Below are 4,607 nucleotides of genomic sequence, written 5' to 3' on the forward strand. Positions count from 1 at the left end.
TTTATCACATAATATTGCTAGTGATAAACTCGCCTACAAATAGCTTATAACTTCCTTCGTCAGTTATAAACTGATCGTTTATCACATAATATTGCTAGTGATAAACTCGTTTATAAATAATTAATGACCTAATTCATAAGCTATAAACTACTTACTTATCACATTTATACTAATGATAAAGTCACTACAAATAGCTTATAACCTCATTAATTAGTTATAAATTATCACTTTAAAATTACTATTACTTATAAAAAAATTTATAATAATTTTTATAAGCAATAATAAAATAATTTTTCATATAGCCATGCCTTAAAAACATAAAACATGACTATATGAAATCTAATAACCTTAATTTGATAAGGCTATCTCATTAAAAAAATCAAACCCATAACACTTAATTTTATAAAAAATAACCAAATATCATTATTCTCTTTCTACAATAGTAGCACAGCCCATACCACCGCCGATACAAAGAGTAGCAAGACCTCTTTTAGCATTTTTAGCTTCCATTTCATGAAGTAAAGTAACTAAAATTCTGCAGCCTGAAGCACCTACTGGGTGTCCTAAAGCTATAGCTCCGCCATTAGGGTTAAGCTGTTTTTCAACATCAATACCCAATTCTTTACCAACAGCAACTGACTGAGCAGCAAAAGCTTCATTAGATTCAATAATATCAAAATCTTTAATAGTTAAACCTGTTTTAGCCAATAATTTTTTAGTAGCAGCAACTGGTCCGATACCCATAATTCTAGGTTCAACACCGCCTAAACCGCCTGTAATCCAAGTAGCCATAGGTTTAATACCTAATTCTTTAGCTTTTTCTTCGCTCATTACTACTACAGCAGCAGCTCCGTCATTAATACTAGAAGCATTACCTGCTGTTACTCTTCCGCCGTCTGGTTTGAAAGCTGGTTTTAATTTAGCTAAAGTTTCTACTGTAGTACCAGGTCTAGGACCTTCATCTTTATCTACAACTACTTCGCCTTTTTTAGTTTTTACTGTTACTGGAACTATTTCTTTTTTGAAAGCACCAGATTCTTGAGCTTTAACAGCTTTTTGCTGAGAATTAGCAGCAAATGCATCCAATTCTTCTCTTGTAAGTTTCCAATCATCGCAGATATTTTCTGCTGTTATACCCATATGATAGTTATTAAATGCATCCCAAAGAGCATCATTAACCATAGTATCAATAATAGTGTCATTACCCATTCTGTATCCGTAACGTGCTTTTTTAAGTGCATAAGGAGCTAATGACATATTTTCTGTACCGCCTGCTACTACTATATCAGCATTTCCTGCAGCTATCATATTAGCAGCAATATTTACAGCATCAAGTCCAGAACCGCAAACTACGTTTATTGTCATAGCAGGAACTTCTACTGGCAAACCTGCTTTTATAGAACATTGACGAGCAACATTCTGACCTTGTGAAGCCTGTATAACACAACCCATATATACCATATCTACCTGATTTGGAGCTACTTTAGCTCTATTTAAAGCTTCTTTTATTACTATTGCACCAAGTTCAGCTGCTGGAACTGTACTTAAAGCTCCGCCCATACTTCCTATTGCTGTACGGCAAGCACTAGCTATTACTATTTTTCTAGACATAATTTTAATCTCCAAAGAATTATTAATTTTTATGCATTTCTATTTATAATATTAATGCGTTGCTTTTAGTATAATACATTTTTTTATCAATTTCAATTAAATATTACAAATTTTTATTATACCTAACTATAGTATATTATCAGCATGTAAATTAACTAAAAGATGATATTTTTTAGTTAATATATCACTAAAAAATAAACCAAATAACAAATATAATATATACATTAAACAACAAAAAAACATACAATAACTTGTTACCAGTTACATTATAATTAAATGATAATATTAAACAATTATAATAATATACAAACATTAATTTTATATATTGAAAAATACATATATAAAAATATTATTCCTTTTTATTTAATTTTATGGTAATATATAAAAACTATGAACAAAAATATTATGAAACTGCCTCAGTCTGTAGCTAACCGTATAGCTGCTGGAGAAGTTATAGAAAGACCTGCTTCTATGCTTAAAGAACTGCTTGAAAATGCTGTTGACTCTGGAGCTTCAGACATTGAAATATCTGTTGAAGAAGCGGGAATCAAATCTATGATTGTAGAAGATAATGGATATGGTATACATTTTGATGAGCTTCCTCTTGCTGTTACCCATCATGCAACAAGTAAAATACATTCTATAGAAGATTTAGACTCCATATATACATTAGGATTTAGGGGGGAGGCTTTAGCTTCTATATCGGACGTTACAAATTTAGAAATTGTTTCAAAAAGCATAGACGAAAATAACGGCGGAAAAATAATTATTGAAGGCGGTAAAATTATAGAGCATAAACCTGCTGCAGCCTCGCAGGGTACAAAAGTTATCGCTAAAAATTTGTTCTTTAATATACCTGCAAGATATAAGTTCTTAAAGCATATTTCAAGAGAATTTTTTCTTGTTAAAGAAGTTTTTGATATGGAGGCATTGGTTCAGCCTCAAATCTCTATGAAACTTAAAAATAATGGAAAAGTTGTGAGTTCATATATAAAAGCTGATACATTAAAAGACAGAATCGAAAATTATTTATCCGACAGCAATATATTTAGAAACTTAATAGAAATTGAGATAGAAAAAAATGATGTATTAATTTACGGCTTATTTTCAAACTCTAAAATTAGCCAGTCTATAAGAAAAAATAATTTTATATTCTTAAATAATAGACCTATAGAAAACAGGGTTCTCTCATACGCTATTAAGAATGCGTACTCTAATGCCATACCTAAAGAGCGTTATCCTTTATTCTTCTTATACATTAATATTGACAGCAGCAAAATAGATGTTAATGTTCACCCCAGTAAAAAAGAAGTAAGAATAAAAAATGAAAGAGAGATTTCTGGAATACTATATAATGCTATATCAAATAATATAAATTCAGGAAATAATTTTGATTCTGTTAATATGGAAGTAGATATTGATAAAGATATTACTCCTACTTTTCCTATACAGAATAATAATTTTTATAATAATCAGGACAATGTCAATAATTTAAAAAATAATAATGATATTAATAACATCAATCAAGCAGTTCAAAACTCTTCAAATAAAAATCATACAGAAAGTTATACATTTAATAATACATACCAAAAAACAATTAATTACAATGAAACAAATTATAACAATACAGAGTTCGGAGAGTATACAAGGGCCATAGGACAGGTATTTTCTTCATACATAGTAGCCGAACGCGGAAATGAAATGTATATAATAGATCAGCATGCCGCTTATGAAAGGCTTAATTATGAAAGAATATATAAAACTCTTACATCAAAAAAAATAGAATATGAGAAACTGCTTATACCTTGTGAAATAGAATACAAAGATTATGAAATAGATATTTTAAACTCTTCAAAAAAATCAATAGAAGAGATAGGAATAAAATTTGAAGCTAATTCAAAACACAGCATTATAATTGAAGATATACCAATATACATTCCTAGAAATCAAAAAATAGAAAAAATAATAAAAGACATTTTGGACATTTATATAAATAAGGGTGATAATAATAATTTAGAAAAAATAATAAAACATACCTGCTCTACTATATCATGTAAATATTCTCCAAAAGCTGGCGATAAACTTTCAAACAGCGATATGCAGACATTACTTGATTTGCTTGAAGAAGAAAATATACTTACAAACTGTCCCCATGGAAGACCTTTTGTATTAAGGCTCTCAAAAGAATATTTAGATAAAAAATTCTTTAGATAATACTATTTTTATTTTACCACTAATAAACTTATTAAAAAATAGCTTGTTAATTTATGATTAAAATATTAGCTTTACATTTATAGTTATTATTAGTATAATAAAGCTATGAGAAATATTAATGTTTTGAATGACTATTTTGTGAGATATCTATTCTCATCGCCAGACAGTAATCCTATACTGCTTGACTTTATTAATTCTACAATGCTTGATTCTAATATGAAGACATTTAGAAGTGTAGAGATTTTAACGCCATTCAATTATAAGGAAAATTATCAAGATAAAGAAACAATAGCAGATGTAAAATGTATAACTCAAAATGGTACAGTTGTCATTATAGAAATACAATTACAAGGCAATTCAAGATTTCCAGAACGCATATTATATTATTGGGCTTCAAATTATAGTAAATTATTAAAACATGGAGAAAAATACGATGCCTTAACTCCAGTAATAAGCATAAATTTACTTAATTTTAATTTAGATGACTCAAATAATATTCATTCATGCTATATGATTTATGATACTATTAATAATAGATTATTAACAGACCATTTACAAATTCATATAATTGAACTCAGGAAATTTAAATATAATTTATTAAAGCCCGATTTAAATTGCTGGCTTAAATTTTTCACAATGAAAGAGAAAGATAATAAGGGGGAAATTATGTCAGATTTAGTAAAAGAAAAACCTATAATGGAAGAAGTACAAAAAAGATACAATAACTTTATTAAAGATAGATTAATGATGAATGAATACGATAAAAGAGAAGCGTATCTATA

At 28.3% G+C, this 4,607-nt stretch carries 3 protein-coding genes; 2 read left to right on the plus strand and 1 reads right to left on the minus strand.

Annotated features, from left to right (window positions below; genetic code table 11):
* Positions 1–423 precede the first annotated feature (423 nt).
* Positions 424–1,611, minus strand: coding sequence for a thiolase family protein (locus F811_RS0100550; protein WP_020003370.1), 1,188 nt, complete (start codon positions 1,609–1,611; stop codon positions 424–426).
* Positions 1,612–2,001: 390 nt separating this feature from the next.
* On the opposite strand from F811_RS0100550, the gene mutL reads away from it, so the two are divergent.
* Complete coding sequence (gene mutL, locus F811_RS0100555) at positions 2,002–3,825, plus strand: DNA mismatch repair endonuclease MutL (protein ID WP_020003371.1); 1,824 nt, start codon at positions 2,002–2,004, stop codon at positions 3,823–3,825.
* Positions 3,826–3,930: 105 nt separating this feature from the next.
* Positions 3,931–4,607, plus strand: a 677-nt coding sequence (locus tag F811_RS0100560; protein ID WP_020003372.1) for an Rpn family recombination-promoting nuclease/putative transposase, incomplete at its 3' end; no start/stop codon positions are given.

This window comes from Brachyspira innocens ATCC 29796, assembly GCF_000384655.1.
GTDB classification, from domain to species: Bacteria; Spirochaetota; Brachyspiria; order Brachyspirales; family Brachyspiraceae; genus Brachyspira; species Brachyspira innocens.

Bases quoted from the DNA above. Each gene is read 5' to 3' on its own strand.
- F811_RS0100550 (WP_020003370.1), bottom strand. From the start codon at position 1,611: ATGTCTAGAAAAATAGTAATAGCTAGTGCTTGCCGTACAGCAATAGGA.
- mutL (WP_020003371.1), top strand. From the start codon at position 2,002: ATGAACAAAAATATTATGAAACTGCCTCAGTCTGTAGCTAACCGTATA.